The organism is Actinophytocola sp., from assembly GCF_036002505.1.
Lineage (GTDB): Bacteria > Actinomycetota > Actinomycetes > Mycobacteriales > Pseudonocardiaceae > DASYTH01.
Map to the genome: position 1 here is coordinate 1 of NZ_DASYTH010000494.1, position 14,157 is coordinate 14,157.

Annotated in this window: 13 protein-coding genes; 6 read left to right on the plus strand and 7 right to left on the minus strand. The window is 68.6% G+C overall.

Features of this window, described 5'->3' with window-relative positions; all coding sequences use genetic code 11:
- Window positions 1-1,652 precede the first annotated feature (1,652 nt).
- The 4 genes from VGR06_RS43490 to VGR06_RS43505 form a co-directional block, all read right to left on the minus strand.
- Window positions 1,653-3,086: an LmeA family phospholipid-binding protein gene (locus VGR06_RS43490; RefSeq protein ID WP_327565134.1), complete on the minus strand. Its 1,434-nt coding sequence runs from the start codon at window positions 3,084-3,086 to the stop codon at window positions 1,653-1,655.
- Window positions 3,087-3,895: 809 nt separating this feature from the next.
- Window positions 3,896-4,639 (minus strand): class I SAM-dependent methyltransferase, encoded by a 744-nt coding sequence (locus VGR06_RS43495; protein ID WP_327565135.1) that lies wholly within the window; start codon window positions 4,637-4,639, stop codon window positions 3,896-3,898.
- A 64-nt stretch (window positions 4,640-4,703) separates the two neighbouring features.
- Window positions 4,704-4,910: a hypothetical protein gene (locus VGR06_RS43500; RefSeq protein ID WP_327565136.1), complete on the minus strand. Its 207-nt coding sequence runs from the start codon at window positions 4,908-4,910 to the stop codon at window positions 4,704-4,706.
- 479 nt (window positions 4,911-5,389) lie between these two features.
- Window positions 5,390-6,043: a hypothetical protein gene (locus tag VGR06_RS43505; protein WP_327565137.1), complete on the minus strand. Its 654-nt coding sequence runs from the start codon at window positions 6,041-6,043 to the stop codon at window positions 5,390-5,392.
- Window positions 6,044-6,478: 435 nt separating this feature from the next.
- Here VGR06_RS43505 and VGR06_RS43510 point away from each other — a divergent pair, with 435 nt between their 5' ends.
- Together VGR06_RS43510 and VGR06_RS43515 are read left to right on the plus strand one after the other, a co-directional pair.
- The gene (locus tag VGR06_RS43510; protein WP_327565138.1) at window positions 6,479-6,673 is read left to right on the plus strand and encodes a hypothetical protein; all 195 of its coding nucleotides are present in this window, start codon (window positions 6,479-6,481) and stop codon (window positions 6,671-6,673) included.
- 909 nt (window positions 6,674-7,582) lie between these two features.
- Window positions 7,583-8,674 carry an integrase core domain-containing protein gene (locus VGR06_RS43515; protein ID WP_327565139.1) on the plus strand — a complete coding sequence of 364 codons (1,092 nt, stop codon included), beginning with the start codon at window positions 7,583-7,585 and terminating at the stop codon, window positions 8,672-8,674.
- A gap of 208 nt (window positions 8,675-8,882) precedes the next feature.
- Here the strand turns inward: VGR06_RS43515 and VGR06_RS43520 are convergent, their stop codons facing one another.
- On the minus strand, window positions 8,883-10,118 hold the full coding sequence (locus tag VGR06_RS43520) for a PucR family transcriptional regulator (protein ID WP_327565140.1): 1,236 nt from the start codon (window positions 10,116-10,118) through the stop codon (window positions 8,883-8,885).
- A 663-nt stretch (window positions 10,119-10,781) separates the two neighbouring features.
- Between VGR06_RS43520 and VGR06_RS43525 the strand changes: the two genes are divergently transcribed.
- Window positions 10,782-11,018: a hypothetical protein gene (locus VGR06_RS43525; RefSeq protein ID WP_327565141.1), complete on the plus strand. Its 237-nt coding sequence runs from the start codon at window positions 10,782-10,784 to the stop codon at window positions 11,016-11,018.
- A gap of 27 nt (window positions 11,019-11,045) precedes the next feature.
- Here the strand turns inward: VGR06_RS43525 and VGR06_RS43530 are convergent, their stop codons facing one another.
- Window positions 11,046-11,303, minus strand: a complete 258-nt coding sequence (locus VGR06_RS43530) for a hypothetical protein (RefSeq protein WP_327565142.1) — start codon at window positions 11,301-11,303, stop codon at window positions 11,046-11,048.
- Between the two features lie 182 nt (window positions 11,304-11,485).
- On the opposite strand from VGR06_RS43530, the gene VGR06_RS43535 reads away from it, so the two are divergent.
- The 3 genes from VGR06_RS43535 (at window position 11,486) to VGR06_RS43545 (ending at window position 13,257) form a co-directional block, all read left to right on the plus strand.
- Window positions 11,486-11,908, plus strand: a complete 423-nt coding sequence (locus VGR06_RS43535; protein WP_327565143.1) for a TraR/DksA family transcriptional regulator — start codon at window positions 11,486-11,488, stop codon at window positions 11,906-11,908.
- A 75-nt stretch (window positions 11,909-11,983) separates the two neighbouring features.
- Window positions 11,984-12,856 carry a rod shape-determining protein gene (locus VGR06_RS43540; RefSeq protein ID WP_327565144.1) on the plus strand — a complete coding sequence of 291 codons (873 nt, stop codon included), beginning with the start codon at window positions 11,984-11,986 and terminating at the stop codon, window positions 12,854-12,856.
- Entirely contained in the window at window positions 12,853-13,257 is a 405-nt protein-coding gene (locus VGR06_RS43545; protein ID WP_327565145.1) for a TraR/DksA family transcriptional regulator, read from the plus strand. Before VGR06_RS43540 ends, VGR06_RS43545 begins: the two co-directional genes overlap by 4 nt.
- Before the next feature lie 86 nt (window positions 13,258-13,343).
- Here the strand turns inward: VGR06_RS43545 and VGR06_RS43550 are convergent, their stop codons facing one another.
- Entirely contained in the window at window positions 13,344-14,015 is a 672-nt protein-coding gene (locus VGR06_RS43550; protein ID WP_327565146.1) for a helix-turn-helix transcriptional regulator, read from the minus strand.
- Between the last annotated feature and the right edge of the window lie 142 nt (window positions 14,016-14,157).

The window sequence follows — 14,157 nt, forward strand, 5'->3', positions numbered from 1 at the left end:
GCCACTGCTTTCCTGGCATGCTCTTGTCCCCTTCACCTTTCGGATCCAGGTCAGCCATCAGACCCAGGAACCTCCCTCCGAGTTCCTCCCGGCTGCACCGGGGATACAACAAGGCGCCTCGCGGCGCATCGGATCTGCCGCCGTCCGAGCGCGCAAGTTGGTCACCTTCAGTGACTGTAAGTGGAGGTCGTAAGCCCCAGGCCCGCGCTGTCCATGTATGGACTTCCAGTGAGGCCGATGTGAGCGCGGAGGTGCTGTTGGTCCCGCTAGATTGATCCCAAGTTCGCCACGCGCACCCGGGCGAAGTGACCGCGGACGTAGACGCCCAGCGCGGCCAGTCCCAGGCCGGCCCGGTACTGTTCAGCTCGGTGCTGGCCGGCCCGCGACCTCGTCGGTGCGCGCGCCTGTGGATGAACCGGTGGACAACTGGTGGACAACACGCCTCGGCCTGGGGGTAACGTGGCTGGTTCTGTGGATGATCTGAGCCATCCCAAAAGAATCTTGAACATGCGCCCTCTAGCTCTTGCGCAGGCCTTCCGGCGGCGCTAGAAATCTCTCGCGCCACCAGAGACGGTGACCCGGCTCGGAGGGAAACCTCAGGGTCAGCGAGCACCAGGACCGGGAGTTCGCGAAAGCGAGTGCCCGGAGCCCAGAGTTCGCGACAGGGTTTGCCTAACTGGCGAGCCGCCCTGGAAAGGCGCCTTTCCGGGAGGCGGGCACCGAGTCGACCGGGGTTCGCCGAGGCTCTGCCGGGTGATGGTGGCGTGCTCCGCGGATTCGCGGGCCGAGCGATCGGACCGTTGGCGCCGCTGGGGCCGAGAGGCCCCTTCCATCTCATACATGGAAGGGGCCTCTTTCCTATGGCCCATTATCCCGGGCGCTTTCGCCTCCGTCGCGGATTGACACGCCGTCACAACCCGGTTCGCTGGGATGGGATGCTCTTCGGATTTGCCATCGCCAAGCCCGGTCAGGGGCGTATCCGGCGGTCGCCCCGCCATTCGCGACCGACGTGCTGCCGGACCGCAGCGACGTGGGCAAGGACCTCCTCGCCGAGCCGATGCCATCGCTGAATGCCGGTGGAGCAGGCGCCGGCGGTCGCGGTGATCACGAGCGCGAGTTCGATGACCCAGCGGTCCGGTTCCTCAAGCCGGGTGGTGATCTCGCCGTCCAGGCTGTCCTGCTCGTCGCGGACCAGCTCGACGAGCAGGACTCAGGCGTTGGCGGCGGCGACGATCATGGCGCTCAGCACCCCGGCCACCGCTCGGCGACCTCAACACGGGCGGTTCGGAATAGCCCGACTGTGGCCCGGCCGTTCGCGTTGTTCGGCGCTCCACTCCGCGGCCGCGGCACGGCAAACACCGCACCCCGGCGACACAGAACACCCACACTCAGCCGTCTACCTCCCACGGCAAGCGCCCGACCACCAAGACTGCGCGGTGCTACGGGCCGACGCCGCAAACCCACACTGTGACCGCCTCCGTCCGAGCAGTGTGCTATTGATGCCGAACGTCATGAATCCCAAAACCCAACCGGGATCAGGATCACTCTCATGCCTCGATGAGGCGCGGAGCCGACCACGCGTCCCCACTGAGCTTGGTTCACTCTCGGTGCGTGAGTGGGCGGTGTCGATCCGTGTCATTCTGTCGATCGGGTCAGCAGGTGCCTCCGGTGAGTGAGCCGCGTGCCATCGTGACGTCCCGGCCGTCCAGCCGGATCCGCAGGCCCTGGTCGAGGACCTCGACGCTGCGGTAACCCAGGCCGGTCGACAGCTTCTGCAAAGGGAACGTGGTCTGCTGGGCATTCACCTCGGCCAGGACGTTCGCCGCGGGGAAGCGGGCACCGAACATCTCGATCTGGTCGGGCGCGATGTCTAGGACGGTGCCGCGGATCCGCGGCTGGGCGTGCAGCACGATCGGCGTCGCCTTGTCGGGTCCGCCGCTCGCCGTGGCGGTGAGCAGGCCGTTCTCCGCGCCGAACGTGGTCGGCCGGCCCTCGGGCTGTGGCAGCGTGGAGAACGGCCGGACCGTCACGCCGCCGAGCGCGACCTTGATGCCACTCGCGTCAACCGCGGCCGACCGGTAGCGCACTCCGGACGGCAGGGCCGGCAGCGGACGGGCCAGGTCCTTCTCGTCGATCTGGGTGAGCACGAGGCGGGCGAGCGGGTCGGAGGTCTTCCGGTCGGCGCCGAGGATCCGCACGCTCTGCGGAGCCAGGGTCAGCCGGCTCCCGCCGAGGCGGGGCGCCGTGAAGATCGTCAGTGGCACGCCGATCGCGCTGGTCTTGATGCCAAGCAGGCCGTTCTCCGCGGTGTACGAGACGGTCCGGCCGCCGACCTCGGTGGGCAGTGTGCTCAGGGCGGTGGTCGCCACCCCGGATAGGGCGACGTGCAGGCCGTCTCGCTGCGGCGTCACCGATGTGTAGGTCACGCCGGGCGGCAGGGGCGGCAGCTTCTGCGTGCGTACGCCGCCGGTCAGTTCGGCCACCTGCGCGGCCGGCACAGTACGCCCGAAGATCCGCAGCTGTTGCGGCACCGAGCGCACCGTCTCGCCCTGCAGCCGCATCTTCAGATAGAGCTTGGCCTTGACGTTCGCCGCATCTTCGGCGGGCACCGCGACCGAGACGGTGAGCCCGCCGTCAGCGGTGCGGCGGTAGGTCGTTCCAGCCGGTGCCGGGAGGTTGGCGAAGCCGACGGTGATGGCCGCGGTCATGGTCTGCGCGTGCGTGCGGTCCGGCGCGGGCTGGGTGACGCCGCGCAGGGTGCCCTCGAACGCCGCATGCGGCACGCCGTTGAGCGTGACATCGGGCACCGACACCCGCACATCCGACAACTTCCCGCGCAGCACCTGAGAGGCGAGCCGTCCGCTGACCGCGACGGTGGGCGGCCGACGGAGGACGCCGGGGCACGCCACCTGCGTGCGGACCCGCTCGATCGCCTGGCGGTCAAGGTAACCCTCGAGACCGGGTACCGGCACCGTGAGAACGGCCAGACCGGCTGCCACCATGACCGCGGTGCCACCGCCGAGCCACAGGAGCCGGCGTTTCCTCAGTGGGTGGGCGGCGTGAACGGGAGTGACGAACGTCCTCATGCCATGCAGTACGGGCCGACACTCGGACGGGGTTCAACAGGGCATATAGGCAGCGGCCATTGGCGGCCGGCACGTTCGCTGGTGCCGCGACACCGCTGCTGAACCCGACGGCTGCCGAAAGGCGGCAGGTCGTGGCCGCTGCTTGCGATGCACCGCGGTGGTGTTCAGCCGGCCGTCCAGTGGTCAACACGGTGCCGTGGCCGAATGGCGTGTTGTCGTGGTCCGAAATGGCGCGGACGTTCGGTGCGGCTGCCGCGTGCACCCTATGTGGACGGCGTCCAGCCATGGTCCAATGCACACAACCACGATGAGGCGAGCACTTCTGCCGAGTTGAGGACGCCCGGTCGGGGTCCGGCGCGCGAAACACGAAGAGCTTTTGGCCCGGGAAACATGGAAGCGGCACCCTGTAGCCCCAGCAGGTGACCAGCGGATTCTCGCTCGTCTGATGCATTTCCCGAGGGTTGAAGTAGCGGGCGGTGGACTCTAGCGAGCCGTGGCCGAGTAGGGGCCCCGGCACCTGGACGGGGTCGGCGCCGCTAGATCTGGCGGAGCTGCGCGTCGGTCGTCAGGACGGGTTGCTCCTGCTGCGGCACGTTCTCGGGGAACAGGCGACCTGAAGGCCACTTTCCGTCCAAGTGAATCTGCTCCCGGGTGTGGGGGTCTGAGCTGGACGAGCACAGATTGAGCTGGACATCGGGATGAGCTGGTGTCCGGGTGGATCTGCGCTGCTGACCAGGTCTCTCGCGGCAGTCCGGTTGAAAGTGCGCAACAGTTGACGATCTGGCTTCGCTGATGGGGATGCCCCGAGCTCAGTGGTCAGGCGGGATGCGGTAGACGGAGACGTGGGACCGCGACTCGGCGGTGAATTCGGCGCCGGTCCAGTCCGCGTGCCTGGTCTCCAGTTCGAAGCCGGCCAATTGCGCCATGAGATCCAGTTCGGCCGGCCAGATGTAGCGGTGTGGGCTGCGGAACAAGCGCGCCTGTCGGCTCTCGTCGAACCAGAAGTGGTGCGATACGACGTGCTGCCGCAGGAGGTCGTAGGTGTCTAGGCCGATGTAGCCGGGCTGGGCTTGAAAGACCACCGCATGTTGGCCGGGTGGGAGCTTGCGCAGCTCAGGTACCCAGAGTTCGATGACGAACCGGCCGCCGGGTACCAAGTGGCGGGTGGCGTTGCGGAAGCACGCGACCTGCTCGGCCTGGGTGAGCAGGTTCGAGATCGTGTTGTAGACGAGATAGACGAGCCCGTACTTCCCCGGAGCGGTGGCGGTTGCCATGTCGCCGACGATCACCGGGATCATCGTCTCGTCGGCCTTCGTGCGCAGTTGATCGATCATCGGACGCGAGAGCTCGATGCCGGTGACCGGTACTCCTCGTTCGGTGAGCGGGACTGCTACCCGGCCGGTTCCGATGGCGAACTCCAGTACCGGTCCGTCACCGGCGAGTTCGGCGAGGCGGTCCACGGTCGGCCCCAGGACCTCGGGCGCGAACATGCCGGTGCCCGGGGTGTCGTAGCCCTGTGCGGTGTCGGCGTCCCAGATCTCCTCCTGTCGCATAGGGCCAACAATCGTGACCCGCCATGCGCGCTGTCCAACGAATATGGGCTCGAAACCGGGTCTGCTAGGACAGGTGTCGCAGCACCAGGTCCACGAAGGGCTGGTAGTTCTCGGGGCGTTCCCGCACCAGCCAGCGGATCTGCCGGCAGCCTTCGTTGGTGGCGATGCGGTAGATCAGCGCGCGGATGAGCATCTGGCCCCAGCCGTGGCGGTCGCTGCGTGGACCAACCAATTCCTCGGGCGCGCCGAACCAGGTGAGCGCGTCGACCACCGCGACGCACTGTGCCCCAGAGGACGGGTCGGAAGTAGACCGGCCAGTCGATGACCGCCGGCGGCTGGTCCTCGGCGAACAGCACGTTGCCGAGCAGGTCGCCGTGCACCGGTTGAGCGGGCAGGTCGACCGGGCGCCGGGCAACCGTCAGCCGCTGCAGCAATTCGGCCATGGCCCCGTGCGGGTTGACCGGGAGTTCTTCCCAGGCGACACGGTCGGCGTAGGTCCACGGGTCGTCGCGGGTGCCCAGAAACGCGGGGCGTGGGAGTCCGGCGATGGCCTGGTGGAACGCATCAGCGACGTCGAGCACCTCAACGCAGCGCGTGATGTCCGGCTCGCCGGTGACCGCGTGCCACGCCTGCCATCCCGACACGACCCACCCGCCCTCGCGGGCAGCGACCGGCGCGGCCACCCGAAACCGCGCCGACGGCGTCAGCGTGGACAGTACCTCGACGGTCCAGACCCCCTCCGCAGGGTGGTCACAGGGCTTGAGGATCAGGTCGCCGACCCGCCATGTCCGCCCTTGCCCACCAGACTGCAGGACAGGGATGCCCGTGGCGCCGAATGCCGCGAGCACGTGAGCCGGGGGTGCGGGAGGTGCCACGCGGTGCACGACAGCGGCGTCCGGTACTGTCAGCCGCCGATATGGCGAGGCCGCTCATCGTCACCGTGCGATTTCGGCGGAGTCGAGCATCTCCGGTTCGAGGTTGCGGTAGCGGCCCAGTCCCTCGACGTCGGTGGATTTCAAGTTCGTCCATCAACGAGCGGACGAGTGGGTCGAAGCGCCGGTAGTAGGGCCAGGGGTTCCACCGGTAGTCTGGCTCGACCGCGCGGCGGACCTCCGTGATGAACCGGGCGAGCGCGGGTCCTTCCCGCAGCAGCCCGGCGGCGGCGACGCGGATCGGGTCGGGGATGTCGTCCCAGTGCCGCCGACCGGCGGTGATCTCCTCGCGGAGGTGCCGCCACGCGGCGTCGCTCGAATAGGCGTGGGTGAGGTTGTCGACCATCGCCTGGTGGCGCCAGTAGGGAGTGACCAGCAGCTGGGTGAGCGCAACGATTTCCGGGTAAGCGGCCGCGTCGGCCTCGGCGCTGTCGAGGCGGGCGTTCGGCGTGATGCCGCGGAAGATGTCCATGCGGCGCTGGAACGACTTGCCCCTCCACTGCCGCTCGCGCCACTCCCGACAGACGCGGGTGGCGTCGACGAAGGCGTAGCGGACCGGTTCGCGACCGTGGCGTCGGATCAGGCGCCCTGGGTCCCGGTCGGCGATGGCGCAAGAGCCCTTCCAGGATCGTCCTAACGGTCCACCACTCGCGCGGAACGGTTGCGCCGGCGAGGGTTCGGCGGACCGGCTCGTTGTCGTTGCGACAGGACGCCTGGTTGGTGATGATCATGACGCTGGACACCGGCCAGGCTCGGTCACCCTGTCGGCAAAGGAGATCGACATACTGAACAGCCTGCTCCGCCACTTCGACCGGCCGACGCTAGCGCGCAGGAATCGCCACTTCCCGCTGGCATAGCGACCCAAAGAGCAGCGACCAAACTGTCGCAGCCCTCCAAAGAACTCCGGGTGCCCATCGCGGCCGGCGCAGCTCTGCCCACGAAGCAACGAGACGGCCTCGTTTCCACATTAGGATCCGCTGCGCGCCGACAGGTCACCCGCGACGACGCCTTCTACTGGCTGAACCTCACCGCATACACGCCGATCTTTGATCTTGTCTGGCGCCGCGACGGTTGTGGTCGCCCACCATTGACCGACGAGTGATACGGGCATACAGAGTCCGTCCCAGCCCCGCCCCCCGTCACGGCTCCGTGCCGGCACTTCGGAGCCAAGGATGTTGAGCGATCGTGTGGTGTAGCAGACGTGGTGAAGTTTGGCGGCAGCGATGTCGGTTTCGCCGGCCAGGTGCCTACCGATGCGCGTTGCGACTGCCCTCCAGCGCCGGGCTACGGCAAGCCGGGCAAGCAGTGACCGAACCGGACCGCAGCCGCCGACAATGGGCCAGATCCGGAAGGGTGTAACGCCACGCCGATCCGTAGCGCTTAGTCTTACCGTGAGTCCTACCCCGGACGACCGTCGTCCGCCCGAGCAGCACGGGCAACGCCTGCCCGGCGGCGACACCGGACGACGCCCTGCGGGCATCAGGCACCCCGCCACCCAGCCGCCGCGCACCGAAGCCGGCCGGCTAACCGGATTTCGCCGGGATCTGCCGGCCGGCCACCAGCCGCCCGGCAGCACATAAGAGCATGAGCGCCGGCCCTTCCCCCTCCCCGGGGAATGGCCGGCGCTCATGCGGTCAAGATCCCGCCTGCCGCTGGTTCCCGAGTCGCCCGGTTTTGCTCGGAACGCCGGTGACCGCGACGCACAAACGAGACAGACGTCATGCTTGGTCGGAATCCCGGGCTTCGTCCTACCCGGCCTGACAACCGAGCGGGTCGTCGCGGAGTGCGGCCTCGGCGATGCGTTTGATGGTGTGCAGCCGGGCAGTGTGGGTGCCGAAAACATCATCCATGCGCTGTGACCAGCGATGGTCGGATACGGCCGACGACCGTGAGGACCGGCGGCTGCTCGACGCCGGCTCTGATCCGGAGTCGATCCCACTGGGTGACGCCCGAAGGCAGCGGCGCTGGCCGCCCGCGGACCGGGAGGCGCGGTAGGCCAGGATGAGCGATCGTGCTGCGGCGACTGTCCTACCTGGCGCTGACGAACGTGTTCGGCTTCATGCGGCTGCTGCCGATGAGCGATACGGACAAGGACGTCGAGATCCTGGCGCTGCGCCACCAGCTCGCCGTCCTGCAGCGTCAGATCGACAGACCCCGCGTCGCTCCGCCGGAGCGGGCACTCCTCGCCGACCTCCTGCACCGACTGCCCCGGCCAATGCTGCGGCAGCTGCACCTGATCGTCGCACCGGACACCGTCCTCCGCTGGCACCGCAACGTGCTGCGCCACCGGCACGCGCAGGCGTCCCGCCCGAACCGGCCGGGCCGGCCGCCCACCGTTCACAGCATCAGGGTCCTGGTGCTGCGCTTGGCTCGGGAGAACCCGAGCTGGGGTTACAGACGCATCCACGGGGAACTGGTCGCCCTCGGCATCCAGGTCGCTGCTTCGACGGTCTGGGAGATCCTCCACGCCAACGGGATCGAGCCCGCCCCCGAACGTGAGCACCAGACGTGGGCCGCCTTCCTGCGCAGCCAAGCGCACGCGATCCTCGCCGCCGACTTCCTCGAAACCCGGACCCTGACTGGTGCCCGCCTCTACGTCTTCGTCGTCATCGAGCACGCCACCCGCCGCGTCCGCGTCCTCGGCGCCACCGCGCATCCCACCGCGACCTGGACCACCCAACTGGCCCGCAACCTGGTCATGGACCTCCACGACGCCGGGACCAGGGTGAAGTACCTGATCCGCGATCGGGACAGCCGGTACACCGCGGCCTTCGACGCCGTCTTCCACACCGAGGGCATCGCCATCGTGAAGACCGGCATCCGCGTGCCGCGCATGAACGCGATCATGGAGCGGTGGGTGCGCTCATGCCGAGCCGAACTCCTCGACCGAACGCTGATCATCAACCAGGCGAATCTTCTCCATGCGCTCTGCGAGTACGAGACCTTCTACAACGAGCACCGGCCGCACCGCACACTCCGCGCCGCCGCACCCCTACGCCCGCTCCCCCAGCAGATGACCGAACGGCACCGACTCGACCACCTCGATATCCGACGCCGCGATCGACTCGGCGGCATTCTCCACGAATACCAACACGCCGCCTGAGCTGCCCGGATGACATTCTCGGCACCTACAGGGCTGCCTGTGAGCCCCGAGGCGGAAGCCGGCGATGTCAACGGTGACATCGTCGAGCTTGGGGTAGGCGTTCCTTTCCGCCAGCGACCGACCGGCCAAATGGTGATCGGGCGCGCCGGCGACGACCAACGCGTCTGCTGGCCGTCGTGGAGCCTCCGGTTACCCGAACGACGCCCGTCTAGCCGGGTGTCGGTAGTGGCTGTTGTGGCCAGTTCAGCGCCCGGGCCCCGAGCACCGCTGCCTGCAGGGTGAAGCGATGAGCCGGGTCGGTGGGATCGTAGCCGGTCAACATCTTGATACGCTGAAGCCGATAGGTGATGGTCCGCACCGACACGTGTATTCGCTTTGCCGACTCGGTGGCCACCTCGCCAGTGTCGAAATAGGCCTGCAGGGTCGCCAACAGCGGTTCGGCCCCGCCTCGGGCTTGAGTAAGCGGACTGAGTACGGCGTGCACCAATTCCACTATGGCTGGCTGATCGCGAAGCAGCACACGATAGATCAGCAAGTCGCGTGCCCTGACCACTGGGGTGTCCACCCGCAGCCGCCGTGCCATGGTCAACGCCTCCCGAGCCTCCTCATAGGAACGAGCGATGCCGTACAGCCCCGGGTGCGCCCGGCCGACGGCGATCTGCCACGGCCGGCCGCGGGCCAACCGGCGCAGTTCGCCGTGCATCAGCCGCCCAAGATCGTTGCGGGCGTCCGAGTCGGCTGGACCCGCGCTAGCGGCATCGGCCGGCGCCAAGACCACCAACAGGCCATCCTTGGTCGCGACGAGAACGTCACGGTCGCCTAGTCTGTCGAAAATGACTGCCTCCAGCGCAGTGATCGCCGCGTCGGTATCGGGCAGCCGCCGACTGGGTGCGGCCAGCGCAACCTGATGGACGCGGGCCAGGTCGAGCCCGAACGGCTCAGCTCTGTCCACCACGGCGCCCAGGTCCGAGTCCCCGCGAAGCAGGTCATCGACGAGTTCGCGACGCAGGGTCTCTTCCCTGCGCACGAGGTTGCGTCGGGCGACCGCATACCCCTCAGCGAGGGTCGCGACGGCGTCGTCGATCACCTGCAGCACGGCAGTCGCAGCGGCGCGCACGGCCTCGCGGTCACGGCTGCGGACCACCATCGGTAGGTCTTGCCACAGCCGCCGCGCCGCGGATAGGTACAGCTGGACCGCTCGTCCTGCCGAGATCCCCTGCTCCGCAGCCCGACGTCCCAGGATGCCCACAGCGTCGAGCTCTGCGCGCTTCGGTTTGCGTCCGGTGATCGCAGCATCAGCCAACAGTGGCAGGTAATCGCCCAGGAGTTCCACCGGGACGTTGCCAGCGTCTCGGCTGGCTCCTTCGGCCACCTCGGTGAGCCAGCTGTCCGGGTCCGTCGCCGGTACCTGGTCTTTGCGTTGCCGCCGCGTCCCGTTATTCACGCGCGCCTCGTTCCCCGAGCCGTCCGTCCGCCAGCGCTGTCGTCGTCCGCTAGTGGCGAGACCCGCCCATCAGCGGCGGGGTCCACCAGCCTTCCATGACGGACGTCACTACCGATAAGGTGCAAGCGACGCTGCGGCTTGTCGGTTGCCGGACACCGGCAGCCTAATGGGCAAGTCAGGCAACGCACAATGCCGGTGTGGGCGACATGGCTCTCGGCAACAGGGTCAACAGCGGGCCAGCTGGCAGGGAGAACGTGGCTTCGCCTGCCCCACACCTGAGCCGACGATCAGTGTGCCAACGAGGCGCGAGCTGGTGAGGATGCACAGAATGGGTGTGACTACATCGATTCTTGGTGTGGGACTGCTGGGGCCGCCCCAACAGCGCCACGTCGATTTGCTGGTCCCTGCCGGTCGCGGGTCGGCAGTGGCGCTGGCGGATAGCTCGGGCGCCCGGCGTGATCGAGGCTGCGCCGGGCAATACACCAGCCATCTACGGAGTCACGTTCATGCTGGGCTGATACGGCCGTGGACGTAGGGCCGTCGGCCTGCGGACTACTGGAGTCACCGGCCAACTCCCGCACGACTGCGGTGACGCCAGGCACCGCATACATCAGGCGCGGCACAAGCGTCGCCGCGGTGCGCGCCGTATACACGTGGTGCGGCATGACCGCGCGCGTCTGCCCCATGGTGGCCGCACTGACCATGGGCCTCGCGGTGTTGATGGCCAGCCCAGCGATCGCTGTCGTCGGCTTGAGTGTCGCCGGCGTGAGCGCCGGTCTGTGGCTCACCGGCTTCAGCCGCCCGACGGATGGTCGACCCCGACACCGCGATAGACTCATGATGCCGCTACCGAACGTGGCAGCGTCCACTTCGCTGCGCAGCTCAACGGCATCGCCCTGAGCGTGCCCGGACAGCAGATCGCCTGGGTCAGGTGACCAGCGCGCCCACCGGTACGGAGTCAAGCCGTCCGCGGAATCGTTCGTTCTGCGTTGACGCGTGGATCCGGTCTTCTCCCGCCGCAACCGGCCAGTGGTGCAGAGGCGTCAGCACGGCCGGATGGCGATTGCCGATCATCGCCACACCCACGGCTTGCTGCGTCTCCACCAGCGCCGCGCGGCTGCACGTTCGGCCCAACGCCACAGCGGGCTTGTGAACCGGTGGTAATCGCGTCGGCGTCACACCCATCCTCTCCTCGGTGCCGCTCCGCCGGCTTAGGTAGCGCAGTCTCCGGCAACGTCTCCTTGCCGCCATTACTTGCCGAGCGCCGGAAAGGTAAAGGCCGGCACTTCGACCGATGTCGCCTCCTGTCGCGCCTCGACGAGACGCGCACGCTTGCGCTATAGCGGTCCCACGCGGGAGGAGGCGGTATGACGGCTCGAGCGGCAACCTTCAATCCCGCCGTGGACGTCACGTGTGCCTGGTCGGGCCAGACGACCACCATTGCGACGCCGACGCGCCCAGAAGCGTCGGAGGCATTGCCAGGCGTCTTCGCCGAGATGCCGCCCGATGCCGTAGCGCTCACCTGGGATCTGACGGTGCACGAGCTACATCAGGCGTTCGCGCGGTGCATCGCCCCTGCCTTGACCGGAGTCCTGGACGCCGGCGCGTCACAGGAATTGGCCCGGACTCGCCTGGCCGCGGCTCGACATGCCGTCGATGACATCCGAGCCGCCCTGCGTCGCATGGCCTCGGGCACCTACGGCGTATGCGAACGGTGCGGCTGCATGATCGCCGCCGAACGCATGCAGGCTGCACCGACGGCACGCTGGTGCGCCGGCTGCCAGGTGTAGCAGCTTTACGGTTTCTCGCACGCGGTCGAGTGATGGCGTGACCGTGGCATCCGAACCCTGCGAAATGAGGTCGGCATGTTCGTGCCCACCACGGTGGTCTCCGGCCAGCCACCCTCGAGCGGTCCGCCGGCCGGGCCGCCCATCGAGGCCCGGCCGGGCGCACCGATCCTGCCCACGGCGATAGCCGTCAACCTCGGCAGCGGGCGTACGCAGGTGTGGGTGGCGGGCCGCGGCAGCGTGAGCTGCCCGACCGGCGACACCTTCGGCACGGCGGGTTCGCTGGTGCGCCGTGGACGCGTCGTGGCCGGGTCCGGGTGCATCGTCGTGTTGTCCCAGCTGACCCGCCGGTACAGCGACCCCATCCCGCCCGGCTCCGTCGTGGTCGTTTGCCGGCCGGTGCTGGCCACCATGGCGGAGCAGGACGCGATCCGTCGGGTCGTGGCCGGTGTGTTCGCGCCCTCGCGGGTGCTGTTCATCGACACCGTGCGAGCGGCGGCCATCGGAGCCGGGGCCGCCGCAGGCGGTCTGCTCATCGCCGACATCGGCGCCGAACTGACCGAGGTGGCGGTCCTGGACCACGGCAGGGTGAAGGTCGCCCGCCGGGCGGGCATCGGCACCCGCGACCGCGCGCGCGGCGCCCCCACCGACCTCGTCGCCCACGCCACCACCCGGATGATCAACGAACTACGCCACGACCCTGTGGCGCCGGCCGCGGTTCCGGCGGCGTTGACCCGCGGCCTCGTTGTGGTCGGCGATGGCGCCATGAAGCCCGACCTGAGCTTGCAGATCGCTACGACCCTGCGCATCCGGGTGCGGTCCGCGGCATCGCCACGGGCCGCCGCGCTCAGCGGTGCCGGCCTCGCTGCCATGGCCGTAGCCCGCGACCCCGCCGCGGCAGCCGCGCGACGCCTGTACCCCATAAGCCGAGGGCGAAAGGAAACCCCGTGACCACGACCGTGCACCGCCCCACCGAGTTGCTGCGTTCCATGCTCGAGGAGCGATTACAGACCCACACCAACTGCCTGACCCAACTCACCCTCTGCGGTGCACCGCCCCATTCCACCGGCCACGGCGATGACCTCGTCGACGCACTCGTCGCGGCAGCCCGGCAGGGTGTCGCGAACGCGACGCAGGCCCTGCACCGCATGTCGCAGGGAACCTACGGTGTCTGCGAAGCATGCGGTAAGGACATCCCGCTGGGCCGGCTACGGAACCTGCCGCACGTGCGGTTCTGTGTGCCTTGTCAACGCCGCGCCGCGCAGCGTTGGTCCGCGCCGGTCCGTACCGCGCACAGCCGCGGTACGGCGGGTGCGAACCTCCCCCGATCCAGGGGAGTGCGTCGTCCATGAACGTTCCCCGGGTTGGGCACACGCCGGGTGGCGTGCGCTCGGACGCGGCGGTCCGGTGTCACTGCCGATTGCGGTGAGTTGCGATGTCAATGTGCTGGCGGCTGCAGCCGCACGCAGCAGCGGCCCGGGCTCGGGTCGAGTATCACGGTGCGGGTGGCGTCGCCGGTGCCGTCGGCGACGCCGCGCAGCAGCTGCAGGTTCACCCCGCAGACGAGTGCGGTGAACTGTCGGGCGAGCCGGTGGAACGGGCAGTTGCGCAGGATCAGCGCGCCGTCGGGATCGTCGCCGTGTGGTTCGTAGCCGGCGTCCTCCAACGCGGCGAGAAGGGTGCCGGCGGCCGCGCCGGTGGTCCGGCCGGCCTGGTAGGCGGTTCGGTCGAGGACCTCTTGCACGGCAGCCCCGGTGTCGATCGACTCGGCCACGGCCGTGGCGAGCAACTCGCCGACGAGCTCGTAGTGCCGCGGCGGTACCGACACGGCAATCTCGTCCTCGATCCGTCGGTACAGCTTGGCCGGGCGGCCGGCGCCGGGACCAGAGCGCCCCGGTGGCCGGCGGTACTCGACCGCGAGCAGACCCTGGTCGGCGAGCCGATCCAGGTGGAAGGCGGCCACCCGCCGACTGGTACCCAAAGCCTCGGCCGCCGCGTCCCGGCTGACCGGCGTCGCGCTGTGCGCCACGAGGTCGAACACGGCTCGGCGGATCGGGTCGTCGAGGGCGGCCAGGGCAGCGATGCGATCGGGCTTCGGGCGGGTAACCATGACCCCAGTGTAAAACACAAACGCATTGACTTTAGAAGCTCCGCCGCCTACGTTTCTAGCATACGAAGGAATAGTTTTTAGAAGAGGGAGAAGCGTCGTGGAGACCAACGCACCAAGCTCGGCACCGATCGTCCGCCTGACC

Excerpts from the sequence above, each read along its gene's own strand:
- VGR06_RS43490 (WP_327565134.1), bottom strand. The coding sequence starts at position 3,086 with ATGAGGACGTTCGTCACTCCCGTTCACGCCGCCCACCCACTGAGGAAA.
- VGR06_RS43495 (WP_327565135.1), bottom strand. The coding sequence starts at position 4,639 with ATGCGACAGGAGGAGATCTGGGACGCCGACACCGCACAGGGCTACGAC.
- VGR06_RS43505 (WP_327565137.1), bottom strand. The coding sequence starts at position 6,043 with ATGGACATCTTCCGCGGCATCACGCCGAACGCCCGCCTCGACAGCGCC.
- VGR06_RS43525 (WP_327565141.1), top strand. The coding sequence starts at position 10,782 with ATGACCGCGCGCGTCTGCCCCATGGTGGCCGCACTGACCATGGGCCTC.
- VGR06_RS43530 (WP_327565142.1), bottom strand. The coding sequence starts at position 11,303 with ATGGGTGTGACGCCGACGCGATTACCACCGGTTCACAAGCCCGCTGTG.
- VGR06_RS43535 (WP_327565143.1), top strand. The coding sequence starts at position 11,486 with ATGACGGCTCGAGCGGCAACCTTCAATCCCGCCGTGGACGTCACGTGT.
- VGR06_RS43540 (WP_327565144.1), top strand. The coding sequence starts at position 11,984 with ATGTTCGTGCCCACCACGGTGGTCTCCGGCCAGCCACCCTCGAGCGGT.
- VGR06_RS43550 (WP_327565146.1), bottom strand. The coding sequence starts at position 14,015 with ATGGTTACCCGCCCGAAGCCCGATCGCATCGCTGCCCTGGCCGCCCTC.